Source organism: Ruegeria arenilitoris (genome assembly GCF_013035425.1).
GTDB lineage: Bacteria > Pseudomonadota > Alphaproteobacteria > Rhodobacterales > Rhodobacteraceae > Ruegeria > Ruegeria arenilitoris_A.
In genome coordinates, this window is the sequence record NZ_WQHX01000001.1 from 44606 (window position 1) to 62150 (window position 17545).

Below are 17545 nucleotides of genomic sequence, written 5' to 3' on the forward strand. Positions count from 1 at the left end.
GAAAACACGTCTTTCACGGGATCAAAAGCGACGCATCACCATAGGAAAAGAAACGGTACTTGTTTGAAACTGCATGCCTGTAAACCGCTCGGACGCGATCCTGCCCGATCAAGGCGGATACCAACATGAGCAATGTTGATTTAGGCAGGTGAAAATTCGTCACAAGGCCGTCGGTCACCTTAAAATCAAAGCCGGGATAGATGAAAATGTCGGTTTCGCCTTCCCAAGGTTGAACCTCTCCTCCTTTGGCCGCGCTTTCGATCAACCGAAGCGCCGTTGTACCCACAGGAATGACCCGTCCACCCTCAGCCTTTGTCGCCCGAATCTCGGCTGCCGCCGTTTCGCTGACCTGACCCCATTCCGCATGCATTTTATGGGTGGTCACATCCTCAACCTTTACTGGCAGAAAGGTGCCCGCGCCAACGTGCAACGTCACATGGGAAAAAGATACACCTTGCGCAGAAAGCGCGCCCAACAAGGCTTCGTCAAAATGCAGTGATGCAGTCGGCGCCGCCACCGCTCCCGAATGGCGCGCCCAGATTGTTTGGTAATCCGTTTTGTCCTGTTCGTCCGCGGGCCGCTTGGCCGCAATGTAGGGCGGCAACGGCATTGCACCCGCACTTTCCAGCGCCTGATCGAAATCCTCACCCATTACGTTAAAGCGCAGCAAAGCCTGACCGTCTTCAATCCGTTGAAGCGTGGCGCTCAACCTTTCGGAAAATATTATTTCTTCGCCCAATTTCACCTTCTTTAGCGGTTTGACCAGCGCAGACCAACTGCCATCGGCTTGTGGGTCTAGCAGAGTGGCCTCAATTCGAGCGGATACGGGACCTTGCTGACTGTCGCGATAGCGACGCCCATTCAGTCGCGCTGGAATTACTTTTGTATCATTCAAAACCAGGCGATCACCGGGACGCAGCCAATTTGGAAGGTCGAATACATGCTGATCAGTAAGGGTGTCACCCTGTGCTACTAACAACTGAGCAGACGACCGCGGGTTTACTGGCCGCGTCGCAATAAGTTCTTCAGGTAGGTCAAAGTCGAAATCGCTGAGTTTCATAGCCGCGCCATACATCGGCGAAAAAGATTCTTCCACCACTCACACTCAGCGGTCCTCACCTCTGGAATGCGAGGCCGGGTGATCCTGAATCGATTTGTTCAATGTAGCATTCGGCCCATCAGAGACAGTTGGCGCAGGGGCGCGCATCAGATTTCGAAGAAACAGCGGAGCCAGCCCAGATAATGGGTTCACGGAAACAGCAGGTCCGGCCAGTGGACCCTTGAGAGTATAATTGAAGGCAAAAACGCCTTCTCCTTTGCGGGTCAGAACGCTTCCCACAGCATTCAACAGATAGATCGGCGATATTGCACCGCGCAGGTCCAGCAGACCTTCGACTGTGTCGATTGTCCCATCGAAGGAAAGACCCATCGAAGGGCCAACTGCGCTGCCGCTAAGTACCTTAATCTCGGTTGGAGTTACCCGCATTTTGCTATCGATGGCAGAAAAAAAGATACCTTGGCCTGCCATTTCATTCACAAGACCGACCAAGCTTATGGCGTTCAACAACGCCGCCATCGCTGGGGCATCCTTGATGCGCGTATTTTCCATCCTAAGGGTCACATCGTAATTCCCCGCTTCGGCCACTGGATCCAACTGCAAAGCCAATGATCCGCCGCGGGCTTGGGTTATGACACCGGCCGAGCGCAATACAGCGCCTGCATCATCTGAACTCAGGTTAACTGCGCTCCGCCCATCACGTGGAGAAACTTGCCCGCTGACCGCTGCTCCTCCATTAACTGCGGCAGTAAATGCACCGTTTAGACCGCCAGTTGTTCTGAAGTTCCCTTTTAGACCTGTTAAAGCTACTGATTGCGTGACCTGCAACCGATCCAACGCGACCTCCAAATTTGGACCGGGACCCGAACCACCTCCGCTGCCGGACCCAAATGTGGATTTGCCCAAATTCAACACACCGCCCAACACGCGAATGTCCGGAACCCCTGCCCCACGTCCGATCAATTCGGCAGGCACCGCCAACCAATCACCCAATTCAAACGAGCTGAAACGGATACGATCAAAATCTCCGTCACGAAATGAAATCGATGCGCTGGAGCGAAGACCTGCAGCGTTCAATCGCAGTGATTGGACGTTTGGTTGTTCACCCAATGTCGCCTCAATCGACATCGTACCTTCACCGCTTTCGGACTTCCGCCATCCTAATTCTGGTATTGCAAGACCGACTCCTAACAAATCAGACTGTGCTGTCAGATTGGGCGGATCACCAGCGCCAATTCCCAGAGCGAAATCCGCCTGTCCGCTGCCTGTCAACATCCCTTGCGGCAAGCCGGCACCGATCTGCCTCATCAATCGGTCGGATAACTCGATCTGACCGGTTAACTGGCTTCGCTGCGGTGCACCACCTCCGATCGGTTGGGTCCATTTGGCTTGTACTGGGACATCTCCATAAAACCCATTCCCGCCAATCGACACCTGAGTTTGATCTCCGGTCAAAGCTAGCTGCGCAGCCTTTACCACTGCGTCAGGAACAAGCTTGTCGCTTTGAACATCGAAAACATCACCTGCGTAGTGAAATTCTGTGTCCTCAAGTTTCAGGTTCTTAATTAAAGGCAGCGAAAGCGTGCCCTCCAGACGCACCCTGCCCTCAGCCAAGTCAACCGGAAGATTGGCCTTGGTCATTACCTGCAAAGGCGGCCTGTCCAACAGCGAAAGCGCGGCTGTCACGCTTCCGTTCGCCTTCAAGCGGACAATGCCGGGGGTTCGTTTCTTAATGCTTACATCCGGGATTATGAAAGACGTACCCGACGCATCCACAGCGCCGCCTTGGTCGGCGAACACCAATCCTTGTTGAGCAGTTACAGTAAAACGTCCATTCAAAAAATTGACCTGACCCTGCGCATCCTTGACCGGAGGCATCGTTTTAGCAAACCGAACTTCCGTTTTGTCAAAGTCGAAACTTGCAAAAATGTCGGGTGGTATATCTGGCTTCGCGCGCAGAGAAAATTCGAGATCAGACATCTGGCCCTCAAACAAATTTTCGTCCACCCATTTACGCGGCTTTGGCGCCAACTTTTGCGGCCAATACCCAAGAACTTGGTCGACCCGCATTTGATCGATCTGGCCGTCGATATTCGCAACCCAACCATCGGGCAGTCCAGCAATATCACCGCTTAACCGCAGTCGATGATCGCCATCCTCAACGCGCATTTGTCCCAGCTTGACCCTAAACGGAGCCAGCTTCATCTGAAAGTCCACGTCTGCATGCGTTAAGGTCAATGGTTCAGGAAACAAATCGGCGGGATTGACTTGAATACCGCTCAGCCGGAACTGCCCGTCCATGCTTTCCAACCCGGCGGCAGTGACACCTTGCAGGAACGCTTTGCCATCGCCCTGAACATTTCCCCACGCTGAATTGATCGAAACTTCATTAAAATCCAACACATGCCGTTTAGGGTCATAAGTGAAATATGTGCGTGCTGATTCAAAATTTATTGGGCGCGTCTCGGGCGTTGGCTGCACTGCGCCCGAACCAAGATTAAGTGTGGCAAAGACTGAACCAAGATTGCCATCCGCATCAATGCTTCCACGCAAGGCCCCAGAAATTGGAGATTTAAGAACCTGCATCCAAGCCAGTGCTGGGCTATGCCCGCTTATGTCCTCGGCCGGAAGATCGGTAATCGTGATGCCAAACCTAGCCTCGGCACTTTCTAACGTACTGGTATAATTTGCCTCGATTTCGCTGACGTAATCTCGACCTGCAAGCACTGAAAAACTGGTGGCCAGTCTGACCTCGCGCGCGCTACGGGTCATCTGAATACGACCGCCGTCCAGGATCCAAGACCTACCTTGTCTGAGGTCGCTGTAATCCAGAGTAATTGCATCCAGTTCGACCGAAGTCAGCGCCGACAAAGCCGGGGACATAAACATACTGTCCGAAGCCTCGATCAATTCGGCCATGTTTGGCGCTCGGCCAACCGGTGCGCTGTCGGTTCCGACTGTCATTGTCAAAGCTCCGTCAACGCCGCGCGACAAGGCGATCTGTGCGCCTTGCAAAATGATGCGTTTTGGCCTCACATGACCACGCAGCAACGGGCGCATGGCAAGGCTGGCCCTCATATCTGAAACTTCGGCGATTTGCTGGCCGGCAGCATCGCTTATCTGGACATCTGTCAGGCGTAAACGTGGTCGCCAACCTTCATGTATTATCAGGCTGACGTCGCCGAAGCGTATTTGAAATCCGCCCAGTGCTTCATCCAGCCGGGTCTCCACCCTGTCGCGCAACCAAAGCGGCGCATGCACCCGTTGTCCGACGACCATGAACGCGGTTACTAAGGCAAGCAGAACCAGAACAAATACGCCCCGCATGGCCCAAAGCCCTGCAGTACGGCGGCGCGAGCGGCGACGTGGTTTCTTACCCACTTCATTGTCGAATTGCCGTTCTGATTGCACCAATTTGCTTTCCACACCTTTTAACCCGCCCGGCATGCCCTATGATATTGGGATACCGAAAATAATATTAACCGGAGATCGCACATGCCCGAGGTTTCAGACATTGCACCCGATTTCACGCTGCCCCGAGACGGGGGAGGCCAGGTCAGCCTTGCAGAGCACCGCGGCCATCCAGTCGTTTTATTTTTCTACCCCCGTGATGATACGCCGGGCTGCACCAAGGAATCCATCGGTTTCTCAGAACAACTGCAGGCATTTGCCGACGCCGGCGCTCAAGTTTTCGGCATCTCTCGCGACAGCGTTGCGAAGCACGACAAATTCGTCGCCAAACACGGTCTAACCACACCGCTACTGTCCGATGAAGGCCAAACCGTTTGCGAGGACTATGGAGTTTGGGTCGAAAAGAACATGTATGGGCGCAAATCGATGGGGATTGAGCGATCAACATTTCTTATCGATGCAGACGGTCGCATCGCCCGATTATGGCGCAAGGTTAAGGTGCCCGGTCACGTCGAGGAAGTACTGGAAGCCGTCCGCTCATTATAATCCTCCTCGACCCGCGACAACATTCAGATTATGTCCCGCTGAAATATTACTCAGGCGGAGCGATCCTTTGTCTAAAACACTAACCCAGATGGCGACCGAAGTCCTTACAACTGCTGATGGGCGCGCCAAAACAGATCTGTCTAAAAGTCATGCCGCAACGTGGTTCGCCTCGCGCACAGGCGAGGCCCCTGAGATCATAGTTGGGACAGCGACGCCGCCCTTGTCGCCTGCCCGACCCGATAAACCCGAGCTTCTTTCGCCACGGGAAGTACCCAAACGTCGACCGGGCACAGAGGAAGGCCGCATTGCGCTGTTACATGCAGTCGCGCATATCGAATTGAACGCAGTAGACCTGCATTGGGACATCATTGCCCGTTTCGGTCATGTTCCGATGCCGGTTGGGTTCTACGACGACTGGGTCAAATGTGCTGAAGAAGAATCTCGTCATTTCGAGATGGTCTGCGACTGTCTTGAAGAAATGGGCAGCCATTATGGTGCATTACCGGCCCATGCCGGAATGTGGCGCGCCGCCGAAGATACGGCCGAAGATCTGATGGGACGTCTGGCTGTTGTTCCAATGGTTCTCGAGGCTCGCGGTCTAGACGTAACACCCGGAATGATAGACATTTTTCGCAATGCGAAAGCAGAACAGGCTATTTCAGCGCTCGAGGTCATTTATGCCGAAGAAGTTGCGCATGTAGCCTATGGTTCCAAGTGGTTTCATTTCTTGTGCGGTCGCGAGAATGTCGATCCGAAGGACGTTTTCCATGCGCTGGTACGCAAATACTTCCACGGCGTGCTCAAACCGCCTTTCAACGAGGAAAAGCGTGCAGAAGCAGGGCTGCCGCCAGATTTCTACTGGCCACTGACGGAAGAAATGCCTTCAAATAAAACGGCGTCAGACCGGTAACACCAGCCAGTTTCGGCAACTTCCCGCCGATACCCAGCGGTAATCCCGCAATTTTACGGCGAATATAGTCAAGAATGTTGCCCTATGGGTTTCGTCCCTTTATGCAGTCGGCCCAAGAGGCGGCGAGACACTCACGACCGGCCTTGCATACGGGGACAATTGAGGTACGACGCGTGCGAACACGTCTGGCAATCAAATTTCACGCACTTCTCGAGCGGTACTTTCCGGAACGCCGGGTTTTTTTGAAATCCGACAACGACACCAGATTCATTCGACTGAGTTCGGAGACACAGCTTGCGGCCTTTGCTGGGGTCGCAGTCATGGTCGGTTGGACTGCCGTTGCAACGGCGATCCTTCTTATGGACAGCATCGGGTCGGGTAATTTCCGCGAACAGGCGAAACGGGATCAAGCAACCTACCAGGACCGTCTGAATATTTTATCCGCCGAACGCGATGCGCGTGCGGCTGAAGCGCTGGCAGCACACGAACGTTTCAACGCTGCATTGGAACAAGTCTCGTCAATGCAATCGGAGCTTTTGGAGTCCGAGAACAGACGTCGCGAGCTGGAGACTGGAATCGAAGTCATTCAGACAACTCTGCGCACGACTATGAAGCAACGAGAAGAAGCCCGCAGCGAGCTGGCTGAATTGCAGCAGGCTTCGGAAAACGGAACGTCGGACGTTAAGGCGTCGTCGAACCCTGCCCATATGGCGTTTATGACCGACGCTCTGGTTCGCACTGCGCAAGAGCGCGATATGATCGCTGCGAATGCGCAGGGTGCGCTGGATCAGCGGGACGAACTTGAGCTAGAAATCCGGCTGATGCAGGAACGCAGCGACGAGATTTTCCGGCAATTGGAAGACGCGATGGTGATCTCGGTCGAACCTCTGGACAAGATGTTCCGGCAGGCAGGAATGCCAACAGATCGCATTATTGAAGAAGTCCGACGAGGATACAGCGGCATGGGCGGGCCGCTTACCCCAATTTCATTCAGCACGCGCGGTGAGGAACTGACCCCCGACGAAATCCGCGCGAATGCACTGCTGCAGCAAATGGATCAGTTAAATCTGTATCGAATTGCTGCCGAAAAGGCCCCTTTTGCCAGCCCGGTTAATTCAGCAGTGCGATATACCAGCGGTTTCGGCAAACGCCGCGACCCGAAGACCGGTGGCAGCCGTATGCACAACGGTGCAGACTTTGCGGGCTCTAACGGCACCGACATATTTGCGACCGCAGATGGCGTTGTTACCCACGCAGGCTGGCAGTCTGGTTTTGGCCGGTTGGTCAAGATCAAGCACGCCTTCGGTATTGAGACACTTTACGCTCATAACACCAAGATCCGCGTTAAGGTTGGTCAAAGGGTCTCGCGCGGGGATCATATTGCTGATATGGGTAGCACCGGACGGTCGACCGGTACGCATCTGCACTATGAGGTGCGCGTAAACGGAAAACCCGTGAACCCTATGACCTATATCAAGGCTGCGAGAAATGTTTTCTAAGAGCAAAATTAACGAGCCCGGATCCAAAGAAGCTGAGGCGTCAAAACCCGCCGCACCGGCAACATCGGCATCCCCTGCACCTGCAGAGTCCAAGACCAACACGGCACCTAAACCTAAGCCTCCTGCATCTGTTCTGTCTTCCGACCTTCACATAACGGGTAACATGAAAACCTCGGGTGATATTCAGGTTGAAGGAACCGTCGAAGGCGATATTCGCGCCCATCTTCTGACAATAGGCGAAACCGCCACCATCAAAGGCGAAGTTACAGCCGACGACGTTGTGATCAACGGCCGAATCGTTGGTCGAGTGCGCGGCCTTAAGGTCCGCCTGACTTCAACAGCCCGTGTCGAGGGCGACATCATCCACAAGACGATCGCCATTGAAAGCGGAGCGCATTTCGAAGGTTCGGTGCAACGTCAGGACGATCCTTTGAACCCTGGCCGCAGTTCTAAATCTGGCGCTAACCCTGCCGCAGAAGTCAAACAGTAACCCCGGTCAAAGTGGTTGGGAGCTGAGCGCCGCGAGAAATCTCGCGGCGTTCGTTATTGAGTGCTCCACATTATTACCAACAGCGATAATGTTATCGCATTGAACCGTTTTGGCGATGACAGGGACCTTTCATGATATTGGATAACATTATCGATCTTGAATCCTACCCAATCGGTGACCGCAATTTTCGCAATGCCTGCAAGCGAACCTTCGATCTGGACGGGGTGTTGGAGATGCCTGGCTTCGTAAAAGACGAGGCCGTTAAATCAATTTGCGCGGAAGGTTTGACTAACTCTCAAGCTATTTACGCAAAAACTGAGCTACACACAGTGTATTTGAGCCCACAGGATCCGCAATTCCCACCTGAACATCCGCGAAACCGACTGGTGCAGTCCTCAAAGGGGTGTCTGACCGACGATCTGATTCCGCAAGGGTCGGCGCTGCGTACGCTTTATAATGCAGAACTTTTTCGAGAGTTTCTGTGTGCCGTTTTGGAAGAGGGCGCATTGTTCGAATACGCCGACCCTCTGTCTTCAATAAATCTGCATTTCGCCGAAAAAGGTCAAGAACTCGGATGGCATTTCGACAACTCTTCATTTGCCATTACCCTGATGATTCAAGCACCTGAAAAGGGTGGCCAATTCGAGTACATCAAGGACGTCAGAGACGCCGACTCAGGCGAAATGAACTATTCTGGTGTTGCTGAAGCATTGGATGGGATTACACCGGTTGAAACTCTGAATGCTCGGGCGGGAACGTTGGTTTTCTTTCGTGGTCGAAACTCAATGCACCGTGTCGCCCCGAACGAAGGCGATGTAACGCGAATTCTAGCCGTGCTGGCATATAACGCCGAACCGGGCATTTCCCTATCCGAAAGCGCCCGCAAGACTTTTTATGGCCGAATATCTTGACCGATTAGCAACAGGCAAGACTCTAATCGCCCAACAAGTGGGCAAAATTGGACTGAAATTCACAAAAAATGTTTTTTTGATATACACTTAAGCCGATTTGTTCCGGAGGGTTAATCATGTCTTCTAAACTCATGGCCGAGTTTTTCGGCACATTCTGGCTGGTTCTTGGCGGTTGCGGCAGCGCGGTTTTAGCGGCCGGCGTTGCAGATGTGGGCATCGGCTGGCTTGGCGTTGCTTTCGCGTTCGGTCTGACCGTTTTGACAATGGCCTACACTGTAGGACACATCTCAGGCGGGCATTTCAACCCGGCTGTTAGCCTGGGTCTGATGATTGGCGGACGGTTCCCGGCAAAAGACCTTTTGCCCTACTGGGTCGCCCAGGTTGTTGGCGCGATTGTCGCCGCTATTGTCCTTTACGTGATTGTAAGCGGCGCACCGGGCTTTGAAGGGGTTGGCGGGTTTGCATCGAACGGTTACGGCGATGCCTCGCCAGAGGGCTATTCGATGATGTCTGCCCTTGTGATCGAAGTTGTGCTGACCGCGTTTTTCATTTTGATCATTCTGGGAGTGACTTCAAAGGGAGCGCCTGCAGGCTTTGCCCCAATCGCAATCGGTCTTGCGCTTACACTGATCCACCTGATTTCGATCCCGGTCACAAACACGTCGGTCAATCCCGCCCGTTCGACAGGCGTTGCATTGTTTGCCGACGGTCCCGCTTTGGCTCAGCTGTGGCTTTTCTGGGTCGCACCACTCATAGGTGGCGCATTGGGCGCACTTATTTGGAAAGTTATGTCGCCAGAGGATTGAGCAAAAAACAGCTCCGGCGCCTGTTAAGGCGCCGGGCTCAATATTATTCGGTTACGGTAACCTTTTTCATTGCGTCGGGCTGGCCTATGACAGCGCCGTTGGGACCATCGCCTCTCTTAATAGCGTCAACAACATCCATGCCGTCTGTGACCTGACCGATTACTGTGTATTTTCCATTCAGAGACGGGCCAGGTTCGAACATTATGAAGAATTGTGAGTTGGCACTGTCGGGATCTTGTGCCCGCGCCATTCCCACTACACCACGATCATAGTTAAAGTCCGAAAATTCAGCCGGTAGATCAGGACGGTCCGAACCGCCCGTACCCGCACGCCGCAGATCGCTTCCTATACGGCCGTGCTCGACATCGCCGGTTTGGGCCATGAAGCCATCGATCACGCGGTGGAAAACCACTCCGTCATACTGCCCTGCAGCGGCAAGTGCCGTGATCTGTTCAACATGTTTGGGCGCAAGATCTTCGAACAGGTCTATGACCACTGTGCCGTTGGCGCCCTCCCCTTCAATTTCGATCTCAAGCCCGGTTGCAACCGCGGGGCTGGCCAACAGGGTGAATGCCGCAACAAGTTTACGCATCGGCTGCCACCTTCACACTGATCATACGGTCCGGGCTCGCAGGGGGCTCACCCCGGACGATCGCGTCCACATGCTCCATACCATCGATAACACGCCCATAGACGGTGTACTGACCGTTTAGAAAATGGTTGTCTTTGAAGTTGATAAAGAACTGCGAATTCGCAGAGTCAGGGTTGGCTGACCGCGCGGCACCAAGAGTACCGCGATCATGGGGCAATTTAGAAAATTCAGCCGGGACATTCGGCAATGACGAACCTCCGGTACCGGCCATGCGCAGATTGAAACCATCTTCCATATCGCCATGCTGAACATCGCCCGTTTGCGCCATGAAACCGTCGATCACCCTGTGAAAGGCCACATTGTCGTATTCACCGCCACGTGCCAGATCTTTCATCCGCTCGCTGTGCAACGGGGCCACGTCTGGCAGCAGCTCAATGACAACGTTTCCATCTTTGAGCTCAATGATGATTGTGTTTTCGGGATCTTTGATCTCGGCCATGTGGCCCTCCTGTGGATTAGTCTTGCGCAAATACCTATGCGCCACGCGGACGAAAGCCAAGTGACGCATTGACCTGAGGGCAAAATGCAGGAAAAGAACCGCTTATATCGAACTCAAGTGCCGAGGATTGCGCCATGGGCTGGAAAACGCTGGACGACATGGACCTGAACGACAAACGCGTGCTGGTGCGCGTGGACATCAATGTGCCCGTCGTGGACGGAATGGTAACAGATGCCACTCGTATCGAACGCATTGTCCCTACCGTCCGCGATATTTTGGCCGCTGGGGGCAAACCCATTCTTTTGGCCCATTTTGGGCGTCCCGGTGGCGAACGGCGCGAAAACCTATCGCTCAAACAGTTGGTCCCTGCTCTGGAGACTGCATTTGGCGCCGAGGTTCTTTTTTCAGCCGATTGCGTGGGACAAGAAGCTGAACTGGCTGCGCAGGAGCTGCAACCCGGTCAGGTGCTACTACTGGAAAACACCCGTTTTCACAGCGCGGAAACAAAGAATGATCCAAATCTGGCGGCAGGAATGGCGCAACTTGGGGATATCTATTGCAACGACGCATTTTCGGCCGCCCACCGCGCACACAGTTCTACCGAGGCCATTGCACGGTTGCTTCCCGCTTGCGCAGGCCGCTTGATGCAGGCCGAATTGGAGGCTCTACAAAGCGCACTGGGAAATCCCAAACGCCCAGTGACAGCAGTGGTCGGTGGCGCCAAAGTTTCAACCAAACTGGAACTGTTGGGCAATCTGATAAACAAAGTCGACAACCTTGTAATCGGCGGTGGGATGGCGAACACCTTTTTGGTGGCAAAAGGAATTAGCGTCGGTAAATCGTTGGCCGAGCGCGATATGGCAGATACGGCATCGGACATTCTGTCCAGAGCTGCACACTCCGGTTGCAATATCGTTCTTCCGTCAGACATCGTTGTTGCTGAAAAGTTTGAAGCGAACACACCGCATCAAATACTGCCTGCCGACGAGTGCCCCGAGAATGGCATGATCCTGGATGCGGGCCCCGATAGTGTGGCTGCGATTTCGGATACCTTTTCCCAAAGCAAAACGTTGATTTGGAACGGACCGCTAGGCGCATTCGAACTTGAGCCGTTCGATGTCGCCACCAATGCTGCAGCTCTCAAGGCTGCGGCGCTTACTCGATCAGGACAACTAATTTCGGTCGCAGGTGGTGGCGATACGGTCGCGGCATTGAATGCTTCGGGCGCGGCACACGACTTCACGTATATCTCGACCGCAGGTGGTGCTTTCCTTGAATGGATGGAAGGCAAAACACTGCCTGGGGTTGCCGCTCTAGAGACCTGAACCAAGTAGATTGGTCGTTTTGGACTCACACTGAGTTTTTTGCGAATCAGGGGATTCACATCCCGAATCACCTATGACATAGTGCTTCGAGATGCCCAAAAAGGGCACGTTTCTTGAGGCAGAATTCATACGGCGGTCATCAGAGTGTCCCGTTCCAATAGACCCAGATTGGGCGCAATCGTCTTTTTCACGGTAGCTTTTATGCTGGGTGTGTATTTCACCTTTGCTGCCGTGCAGGGCGATTATGGTCTTTTCCGCAGAGTGGAGATAGCTGCGGAACGGGACGCTCTTTCGCGCGACCTCGCCAAGCTGAATTCCGAAATATCTGAGATGGAAAACCTAACTCGCCGGTTGTCGGATACCTATCTGGACCTCGACCTTCTGGATCAACAGGCACGGTCAATTTTAGGTATGATCCGTTCTGACGAGATCGTAATCCAATAACGTTACGCATTATCGAAACTCTTCGGCCAGGGGACACCTGCCTAGATCGCCGGTCAAATCCTGCGCGTCCTGCCGCTGCGTAACATTTACACTCGCCAGATCAAGCGAAATGCTCTATGAGATAGTTTAACGCTAAACTATCTTGCCGGAAGGGGGAGATCGCCGCTATGGCTGCGCGAAAAACCACAAAGAAACCAAATGTTTCTGCGGAGGAACTTAAGACATACTATCGGGAAATGCTGTTGATCCGCCGATTCGAAGAAAAGGCCGGGCAACTTTATGGCATGGGCCTGATCGGTGGATTCTGCCACTTGTATATAGGACAAGAAGCCGTCGTCGTAGGACTTGAAGCTGCGGCAGACGATGGAGACAAGCGTATCACTTCCTACCGTGATCATGGCCACATGCTGGCCTGCGGCATGGAACCGGGAGGTGTGATGGCCGAATTGACCGGGCGCATTGGTGGTCTGTCCAAAGGCAAAGGCGGCTCGATGCACATGTTCTCCAAGGAAAAACACTTTTACGGTGGCCACGGCATTGTCGGCGCACAAGTACCGTTGGGCGCGGGATTGGCTTTTTCTGATAAGTACAAGGGAAACGACCGGGTCACGTTTACTTATTTTGGTGATGGCGCAGCTAATCAGGGTCAGGTTTACGAAACATTCAATATGGCGGCGCTGTGGGATTTGCCCGTCGTCTTCGTCATCGAAAATAACCAGTACGCCATGGGCACAGCGCAAGCCCGCTCGACCTCAACCAAAGAAATTTTCCACCGAGGTGAGGCGTTCGGCATTCCGGGCGAAATCGTCAACGGAATGGACGTACTGGCCGTTAAAGAGGCTGGCGAAAAAGCAGTAGCCCACTGCCGCGCAGGAAAAGGTCCATATATTCTTGAGATCAAGACGTATCGGTATCGCGGTCATTCAATGTCAGACCCAGCCAAGTACCGCACGCGTGAAGAAGTTCAGAAAGTGCGTGAACAGAGCGATCCGATCGAACATGTGCGTGAGCTTTTGCTAACAGGAAAACACGCGACAGAGGACGATCTGAAGGCGATCGACAAAGAAATCAAAGAGATCGTCAATCAGGCCGCCGAATTCTCGAAAGAAAGCCCCGAGCCGTCGTTGGACGAGCTTTGGACCGATATCTACGCCTGAGAGGACGATCAAGACATGGCAACCGAAATTCTCATGCCCGCCCTTTCGCCCACTATGGAAGAGGGCACGTTAGCCAAATGGTTAGTCAAGGAAGGCGACACCGTATCCTCGGGCGATATCATGGCCGAGATCGAAACCGACAAAGCGACGATGGAGTTCGAAGCCGTCGATGAAGGTATCGTCGGTAAAATCCTGATCGCCGAAGGTACTGAAGGGGTAAAGGTTAATACACCCATCGCGGTGTTGGTGGAAGAAGGCGAAGACGCCTCCGCGCTTCCCGCGGCAGCGCCCGAATCAGTGACCGAGGTCGCCCCGGCGGCAGTTGATGCCCCCGCTCCTGCCGCTGCCCCTGCCGCGCCCGTTGTGGACCTGTCGCCGGACTGGCCTGCCGACGCCGAGATGAAATCTGAAACGGTCCGCGAGGCGCTCCGCGACGCGATGGCCGAAGAAATGCGCGGCGACGAGGATGTCTATCTGATGGGCGAAGAGGTCGCCGAGTATCAGGGTGCGTATAAAATCTCACAAGGTCTGCTGGACGAATTCGGGCCTAAACGTGTGATTGATACGCCAATTACAGAACACGGTTTTACCGGCATCGCGGTTGGTTCAGCCTTTGGCGGGTTGAAACCGATTGTTGAGTTCATGACGTTCAACTTCGCCATGCAAGCAATTGACCAGATCATCAACTCAGCCGCCAAAACTCTGTATATGTCTGGCGGGCAAATGGGTTGTCCGATCGTGTTTCGCGGACCTAATGGTGCTGCGGCGCGTGTAGCGGCACAGCATTCGCAAGACTATGCCGCTTGGTACATGCAAGTTCCCGGATTGAAAGTTGTTATGCCGTATTCGGCAGCCGACGCGAAAGGACTGCTGAAATCGGCAATCCGCGACCCTAACCCGGTAGTCTTTTTAGAAAACGAAATCCTGTATGGTCGATCTTTTGATGTGCCACAGGTGGATGACCTGACCATCCCACTGGGCAAGGCTCGTATCTGGCGCGAAGGCTCTGATGTGACCATCGTCAGCTTTGGTATCGGTATGCAATTCGCGTTGGAAGCCGCTGACAAATTGGCCGAGGAAGGAATAAACGCCGAAGTGATCGATCTTCGCACAATCCGCCCGATGGACACTGGCGCGATTATCAACTCGGTAATGAAAACCAACCGTCTGGTAACTGTGGAAGAAGGCTGGCCCCAAGGCTCTGTGGGTAGCTATATCTCATCAGTCGTTATGCAGGAGGCGTTCGATTACCTTGACGCGCCGGTCATCACTTGTACCGGAAAGGATGTTCCGATGCCGTATGCCGCCAACCTTGAAAAACTGGCGCTGGTTACGACCGATGAGGTGATCTCGGCTGTCAAACAGGTGACTTATCGGTAACAGAATGGATATCAGGGGCCGCGATCCAGCAACCGAATGCTACCGTGTCGATCTGGTAATTGACGATCGTACGATCACGGCCCTTGTGCCTGAGCGTTTGGCGGCTGATATGCGATTGATCGGTTCTCGGCCCTCTCACCAAACAGCCTACGTCTGGATGGCTGAAAACAAAGAAAAAATCGAAGCGGCGATAGCGACACTCGCACGCGGCACCGGGCGCCCACGGGCGCCTTTTGACCAAATTACTTTGATTGAGGAGCGCTGAAATGCCCACCGAAATCCTGATGCCTGCTCTGTCTCCCACTATGGAGGAAGGCACGCTTGCGAAATGGCTTGTCAAAGAAGGCGACACTGTATCCTCCGGCGACTTGCTGGCTGAGATAGAAACCGACAAAGCCACGATGGAGTTCGAGGCGGTCGACGAAGGTGTCGTTGGCAAAATCCTAATCCCGGAAGGAACCGAAGGCGTAAAAGTAAACACCGCTATTGCGGTTCTGTTGGAAGATGGCGAAAGCGCTGATGATATCTCGACGTCGCCAGCCCCTGCCCCTGCGGCCGCGCCAAACACGGCGGCGGGCGATGAAGCCGCGCCCGCGACATCCGAGACCCCTGCCCCTGCTCCAGCCGCCCCTGCAAAGGCTGATGGAGGCCGTATCTTCGCTTCGCCTTTGGCACGAAGAATTGCAGCGCAAAAAGGCCTCGACCTGGCGCAAATTAACGGTTCCGGTCCGCATGGCAGGATCGTCAAGGCGGATGTCGAAGGCGCGACAGCAAGCGCACCAGCCATCGCTCCGGCCGCTACAACCGCCCCCCCCTCTGCTGCTGCCCCAGCGGGTCCTTCAGCTGACGCAGTTGCCAAGATGTACGAAGGTCGCGAATTCGAAGAAATTAAACTGGACGGAATGCGCAAGACGATCGCCGCCCGACTTTCCGAAGCCAAACAGACCATTCCGCATTTCTATCTGCGTCGTGACATCAAGCTGGATGCACTGTTGAAGTTCCGAAGCCAGCTGAACAAACAGCTAGAAGGTCGCGGAGTGAAACTGAGCGTTAACGACTTTATCATCAAAGCCGTTGCCAACGCCCTGCAACAAGTACCCGAGTGCAATGCTGTTTGGGCCGGAGACAGGGTCTTACAATTGAAACCTTCGGATGTAGCTGTTGCCGTCGCTATCGAAGGCGGCTTGTTCACACCTGTACTGCAAGACGCCGATACCAAATCGCTCTCTGCTTTGTCGACCGAGATGAAAGACCTTGCTGGTCGCGCCCGGGAACGTAAGTTGGCTCCGCATGAATATCAGGGCGGTACGTTTGCCGTTTCCAATCTGGGCATGTTCGGTATCGACAACTTCGATGCAATCGTGAATCCACCCCACGCCGGCATTTTGGCGGTCGGAACTGGACTGAAAAAACCCGTTGTCGGAGATGACGGAGAACTGACAGTAGCCACGATCATGTCCGTCACAATGTCAGTTGATCACCGCGTTATCGACGGAGCGCTTGGCGCACAATTGCTGCAAGCCATTGTCGAAAATCTTGAAAACCCGATGGTGATGCTGGCTTGATGTAATTCACAAAAAGCCCCACCCGAACGGAAATCGGGCGGGGCCAAGATTTGTAATGATCTAAAAGCGGCGTTTAGTTTCCGATCAACTCAAGAGTTCAAAGACTGTTCTCGCATCGATGCGACAAGCTTAACTTGGATCCTGGTGATTCTTTCCCAGCATATGATCCATTGAAATCGAGGGCTGATCGCACCCTGCTTCACCGACAATCTTCGCGGGAATGCCCGCAACCGTCTTGCAGGCTGGAACCTCCTCCAACACCACAGATCCGGCTGCGATGCGGCTGCAATGGCCAACCGTGATGTTCCCAAGAACCTTTGCACCAGCCCCAATCAGTACTCCATCTCCGATCTTGGGATGACGATCTTCCTCTTCCTTACCTGTCCCGCCCAGCGTCACGGAGTGCAACATCGAAACATTATCACCTACAACGGCAGTTTCGCCGATCACGATTGAATGGGCGTGGTCGATCATAATCCCCTTGCCAATTTTCGCAGCCGGATGGATATCAATTCCAAATATCTCAGACGAACGCATCTGAACAAAATACGCCAAGTCATGCCGGCCTTTTCGCCACAGCCAATGACCTACGCGATAAGCCTGCATCGCCTGATATCCTTTGAAATAGAGCACTGGCTGCAGCAGACGGTGACAGGCCGGATCACGCTCGTATACCGCCATCAGATCCGCCCGCGCCGCTTCTAGCAAAGAGGCGTCGTCCGAATAGGCTTCTTCAACGATTTCACGCAAGACCATCATCGACATCTCGTTCGAGCACAACTTGGCGGCAATGCGATAGGACAAAGCCCTCTCGAGACTGCGGTGATGCAGGATACAGGCGTGAACCAGACCACCCATAAGTGGTTCCTTTTCCACGGCCGCCAGAGCCTCTGCCGTTATGCGATCCCAAACAGGATCGACGTTGGTGATTTGACTGCGCTTTTCGAACATGG

Annotated in this window: 17 protein-coding genes; 12 read left to right on the forward strand and 5 right to left on the reverse strand. The window is 53.9% G+C overall.

Annotation, left to right across the window (positions count from 1 at the left end; translation table 11 throughout):
* Positions 1-13: 13 nt before the first annotated feature.
* Both queA and GOV45_RS00205 read right to left on the reverse strand, forming a co-directional pair.
* Positions 14-1060 (reverse strand): tRNA preQ1(34) S-adenosylmethionine ribosyltransferase-isomerase QueA, encoded by a 1047-nt coding sequence (gene queA / locus GOV45_RS00200; RefSeq protein ID WP_170472672.1) that lies wholly within the window; start codon positions 1058-1060, stop codon positions 14-16.
* 45 nt (positions 1061-1105) lie between these two features.
* Complete coding sequence (locus GOV45_RS00205; protein WP_170472675.1) at positions 1106-4504, reverse strand: YhdP family protein; 3399 nt, start codon at positions 4502-4504, stop codon at positions 1106-1108.
* Positions 4505-4552: 48 nt separating this feature from the next.
* On the opposite strand from GOV45_RS00205, the gene GOV45_RS00210 reads away from it, so the two are divergent.
* The 6 genes from GOV45_RS00210 (at position 4553) to aqpZ (ending at position 9630) form a co-directional block, all read left to right on the forward strand.
* Positions 4553-5014 (forward strand): peroxiredoxin, encoded by a 462-nt coding sequence (locus tag GOV45_RS00210; protein ID WP_170472678.1) that lies wholly within the window; start codon positions 4553-4555, stop codon positions 5012-5014.
* 67 nt (positions 5015-5081) lie between these two features.
* Entirely contained in the window at positions 5082-5924 is an 843-nt protein-coding gene (locus GOV45_RS00215; protein ID WP_437436501.1) for a ferritin-like domain-containing protein, read from the forward strand.
* A gap of 173 nt (positions 5925-6097) precedes the next feature.
* The gene (locus GOV45_RS00220; protein ID WP_170475292.1) at positions 6098-7423 is read left to right on the forward strand and encodes a DUF5930 domain-containing protein; all 1326 of its coding nucleotides are present in this window, start codon (positions 6098-6100) and stop codon (positions 7421-7423) included.
* The gene (locus GOV45_RS00225; protein ID WP_170472683.1) at positions 7413-7913 is read left to right on the forward strand and encodes a bactofilin family protein; all 501 of its coding nucleotides are present in this window, start codon (positions 7413-7415) and stop codon (positions 7911-7913) included. Before GOV45_RS00220 ends, GOV45_RS00225 begins: the two co-directional genes overlap by 11 nt.
* Positions 7914-8044: 131 nt before the next feature.
* Positions 8045-8824 carry a HalD/BesD family halogenase gene (locus GOV45_RS00230; RefSeq protein ID WP_170472686.1) on the forward strand — a complete coding sequence of 260 codons (780 nt, stop codon included), beginning with the start codon at positions 8045-8047 and terminating at the stop codon, positions 8822-8824.
* A 116-nt stretch (positions 8825-8940) separates the two neighbouring features.
* On the forward strand, positions 8941-9630 hold the full coding sequence (gene aqpZ, locus GOV45_RS00235; protein ID WP_170472689.1) for an aquaporin Z: 690 nt from the start codon (positions 8941-8943) through the stop codon (positions 9628-9630).
* Between the two features lie 43 nt (positions 9631-9673).
* Here the strand turns inward: aqpZ and GOV45_RS00240 are convergent, their stop codons facing one another.
* Together GOV45_RS00240 and GOV45_RS00245 are read right to left on the reverse strand one after the other, a co-directional pair.
* A complete protein-coding gene (locus GOV45_RS00240; RefSeq protein ID WP_170472691.1) occupies positions 9674-10222 on the reverse strand; it encodes a peptidylprolyl isomerase in 549 nt (182 codons plus the stop codon).
* Positions 10215-10721, reverse strand: a complete 507-nt coding sequence (locus tag GOV45_RS00245) for a peptidylprolyl isomerase (RefSeq protein WP_170472694.1) — start codon at positions 10719-10721, stop codon at positions 10215-10217. The genes GOV45_RS00240 and GOV45_RS00245 overlap by 8 nt, the downstream gene beginning before the upstream one ends.
* 134 nt (positions 10722-10855) lie before the next feature.
* Between GOV45_RS00245 and GOV45_RS00250 the strand changes: the two genes are divergently transcribed.
* From GOV45_RS00250 to GOV45_RS00275, 6 genes are all read left to right on the forward strand, one after another.
* Positions 10856-12046 (forward strand): phosphoglycerate kinase, encoded by a 1191-nt coding sequence (locus tag GOV45_RS00250; protein ID WP_170472697.1) that lies wholly within the window; start codon positions 10856-10858, stop codon positions 12044-12046.
* A 144-nt stretch (positions 12047-12190) separates the two neighbouring features.
* On the forward strand, positions 12191-12490 hold the full coding sequence (locus GOV45_RS00255; RefSeq protein ID WP_170472700.1) for an FtsB family cell division protein: 300 nt from the start codon (positions 12191-12193) through the stop codon (positions 12488-12490).
* A 167-nt stretch (positions 12491-12657) separates the two neighbouring features.
* Positions 12658-13647 (forward strand): pyruvate dehydrogenase (acetyl-transferring) E1 component subunit alpha, encoded by a 990-nt coding sequence (gene pdhA, locus GOV45_RS00260; RefSeq protein ID WP_170472703.1) that lies wholly within the window; start codon positions 12658-12660, stop codon positions 13645-13647.
* A gap of 15 nt (positions 13648-13662) precedes the next feature.
* A complete protein-coding gene (locus GOV45_RS00265) occupies positions 13663-15027 on the forward strand; it encodes a pyruvate dehydrogenase complex E1 component subunit beta (protein WP_170472704.1) in 1365 nt (454 codons plus the stop codon).
* 4 nt (positions 15028-15031) lie between these two features.
* A complete protein-coding gene (locus GOV45_RS00270; protein WP_170472707.1) occupies positions 15032-15292 on the forward strand; it encodes a hypothetical protein in 261 nt (86 codons plus the stop codon).
* Position 15293: 1 nt separating this feature from the next.
* A complete protein-coding gene (locus tag GOV45_RS00275) occupies positions 15294-16592 on the forward strand; it encodes a pyruvate dehydrogenase complex dihydrolipoamide acetyltransferase (protein WP_170472710.1) in 1299 nt (432 codons plus the stop codon).
* Between the two features lie 129 nt (positions 16593-16721).
* Here the strand turns inward: GOV45_RS00275 and cysE are convergent, their stop codons facing one another.
* Positions 16722-17543: a serine O-acetyltransferase gene (cysE, locus tag GOV45_RS00280; RefSeq protein WP_170472712.1), complete on the reverse strand. Its 822-nt coding sequence runs from the start codon at positions 17541-17543 to the stop codon at positions 16722-16724.
* Positions 17544-17545: the final 2 nt, after the last annotated feature.